We start from the raw sequence: 3,343 nt of genomic DNA on the forward strand, positions 1-3,343 counted from the left end.
TAGAACATTACTCGTTTGGGCAAGTTGTGGCAACACTTCTTGCCCTTTGGTTTATTTAAACGTCAATTTAACAAAATGAATATGGATTCTAGTAGTCGTTAGCTTGGTTGAAAAAGGAAGCAAGTTGAATAACTTTTAGTAACTAAAAAAAACCAAGTCTGCCAACCAAAATAAGCCAGAAATTGCCAGTTTAAGTATGCGCGATTATGTAGCTTATATTTGGAAAAAACTTTCAAATGTCAGTAAAATCGCATTGCAGAATTGTAAGTCTAGTTCAAAATAAACTTGCAGAATAACAATAAACCACATTCAAGTAACCTACCTTCTGGATTACAATCTACAGAGTCGGTTTAGTTTAGTTATCACTACGATATTAAACTTAGAAATTGATAATCTTAAAGAAAAGGAGGTAAACCAATGAAGGTTAGACTAACTCTTGCAGCGGCGTTATTTTTTGCACTGACAGCCGCCTTTATTGTTGTCACTCAACCTTTGAAGGCAGCAAGTTATACGGTAAGTGGTACAGTAAGTGGGCCACTTGGAAATTTACCCGGTCAATCTATATATTTATTTGGTTCCGGATTTTCCAATTCAACTACTGACGCTAGCGGGTTTTATTCGGTTGATTTGCCAGAGGGCCAATATAGCCTCTCTATGTATAACAATAATTATGCTGAACCAATGCCAGGAATGTCTAGCGGTTATAGTTTTTCAGCCAATAGCCTCTTAAATATAACCCAAAATACCACTCTTAATCTGCCGCTTCCTTTTAAGAAGATAGATGTGCATTTAATCGGCTCAGATTCTAATCCGGTTGGTCAGGTAGATTTATACGCCAATGCTTATTATATTGACAACCTGACAGTTGGTAGTTTGTCCGGTTATGCCTCCTGCTACTGGCAGTGGCATACCGATGTTAATGGATTTGCCACCTTATGGTTGTTGCCGGGTACTTACTCCTTTAGCTTGAATCCAGTCGGCAACTACCCACCTGCTTATCAGACCGTAGTAGTTAGCGAAGATATGAGTTGGGATTTCACCCTTACCGCAGTCAAAGTGGTAACTCTCAACGGTAAGGTTACCGGTTGGAATGGAGAGGTGGTTCCTGAGCTTAATCTTCAATTCTCTAACCAGACTCTCATGAGAACCTATCAACCAGTAATTAGTTCCGATGGCAGCTATTCTCTTGAGGTAGCAGAAGGGGAATATAGCTTTTCACTGGGTTATAGCGGCATGATGTCTGGTCCTCCTCAAGGTAATCTGCCAGACAACCTGTCTATTGCCTCTCAGAGTAACTTTACAATTGCAGGTAATACTACCCTAGATTTGCCATTACCGATTAGGCGGCTTGAGACAACGGTAGTTGGTTCTGATGGTCCCGCTCTATCCGGTGTAACCATATCTACTATGAAATGGTCATGGGGAACGGGATTAAATATTGGGCAGATGACAACTTCTGCTTGGCTTTCCGATAACGCTGTTACCGGATCGGATGGTAAAGCAGTTTTATGGGTGCTTACAAGTGAGGCGAATTATGATATAACTGCCACTCCACTTTCCCTTGAATACAATGCTGCAACAATAAATACATCGGTTACTGCTGATACAAATATTACCATAACTTTGACTCGTAATAAGTTGGTAACTATCAGCGGGGTGGTTAAAACCGAATCCGGCGCGACTCTTGCCGATCAGTCTGTTACCTTTTCTAGTGCCGGAGACTTTTACTTGCCTCCCTATACGACCCAGACCGGTCCCGATGGCAGCTTTTCAATTTCGCTCAAAGCCGATGCATATTCTATACAAGTATCATCGAACTCCTGGATGAACACACCACCGGGCATTCCTAGTAGCTATGGCATTCGCACCCAGACGGCGATTAACTTTACTGATAATACCGCTCTTGAATTAGTTTTGCCATTCAAGAAGGTAACTGTGCATGTGCAGAACCCTAACCTACAACCGCTATCCAATGTAGGTGTAGGTTTCTGGGCGATTTCCAATACCATGCCTTTGACACTGGCAGGGCAGAGGGCCAGTGGATTTTCAACTAGCCAAGGCACAACCGACCAGGAGGGCAATGTAGCTTTGTGGGTGTTTGCCGACCCAACTCCAAATTCTTATTATGCCTCAATAAACTCAAACTCGCCTGATTACCAATCTACCTATGAATGGGTATCAATTCCTGATAATACCAACTTGACCTATACCCTGAACTACCAAGATTCAATCCCACCAGTTACTATTGCAACCGTAACCCCTGCTTCCAACTCTTTCGGTTGGAATAATAAGGCAGTAACGGTTAGTCTGGCGGCAACCGATAACCTGTCCGGAGTCACTACCACATCCTATAACTTGGATAACACCGGATGGCAACCCTATACCGTCTCTATACCGATTATTAAGGAAGGAGTACACACACTCCTGTTCTATTCGGTAGACCGGGCGGGAAACCAAGAAGCGGCTCAAACCCTTACCGTGCGCCTTGACCTGACCGCTCCCGAAGCATATGTCCAATTCGATCCGACAAATCTGGATATTGCCGTATATGGGTTGGATAACTTGTCCGGTACTTCGGCAGCACCAGTAGCTCCAAGTAAAGTTACAGAGGTGAAATCGGAAGATGGTGGAGGGGTGGACAAAGGCAAAGTTGCTACGGAATTGCGCACCTATACCATCACAGACAAAGCCGGAAACACCTTGGTACTGACTACCCAAGTTAAGAAGGCTGGCAACGAACTGAAAGTGGTAGTAAAAAGCCTGCAATACAATGGTAAAAAAGCGGTAGAGGCTCCTGAAAACGACTTCTCATACAACTGGACGCTTGATAAGGCTGCGAGTCTAAAGGAACTGAAGCAAAGTTTCAACCTCTCTTTAACCGATACTAAGCACAAGATGGAAGTTGAGGCACAGTACAAGGCAAAGGATAACCAAACCATCATTCAAGTCAAGGATAAGAAGGGTGAGGCAAAATATGAGCGACAGGGATTGGTCATATTAAAACTTGCCACTAAGAACGTAGCACTGGAAGTTTCCAATTTCTAGCTTTCTTATCCAGCTCGATTTTGCACATTGAAATGCAAAAGAGACAGTAATGCAAGATTAGCAAATTTCAGAAGATTGTTCGACTACACGGGATAGTACCGGCTGTTCGAACAATCTTCTTTAGAAGTTTGTGAATAAGCACCTGACACATTTATAGGTTAATAGGGGTATATTTACAGTTTTTTACAGTTGTAGGCATGTTAAATACAGTTATTTCTGAATATTATTATGGAATAAGTAGAGGGGTTCCGGCGAATTTCAGACACCTGACAGAAATAGCGGCAGAGGAAGAGCAAAT

The 3,343-nt window shown here is 42.7% G+C and carries 1 protein-coding gene; it reads left to right on the forward strand.

The window, feature by feature from the left end:
- Positions 1-417: 417 nt before the first annotated feature.
- Positions 418-3,045 (forward strand): carboxypeptidase-like regulatory domain-containing protein, encoded by a 2,628-nt coding sequence (locus WCK19_RS18340; protein ID WP_342398854.1) that lies wholly within the window; start codon positions 418-420, stop codon positions 3,043-3,045.
- Positions 3,046-3,343 lie beyond the last annotated feature (298 nt).

The organism is Candidatus Chlorohelix sp. (assembly GCF_037138995.1).
In the GTDB taxonomy this organism is placed as follows: domain Bacteria; phylum Chloroflexota; class Chloroflexia; order Chloroheliales; family Chloroheliaceae; genus Chlorohelix.

What these genes read in the sequence shown, in the direction of transcription:
- WCK19_RS18340 (WP_342398854.1), top strand. Translation starts at nt 418, where the DNA reads ATGAAGGTTAGACTAACTCTTGCAGCGGCGTTATTTTTTGCACTGACA.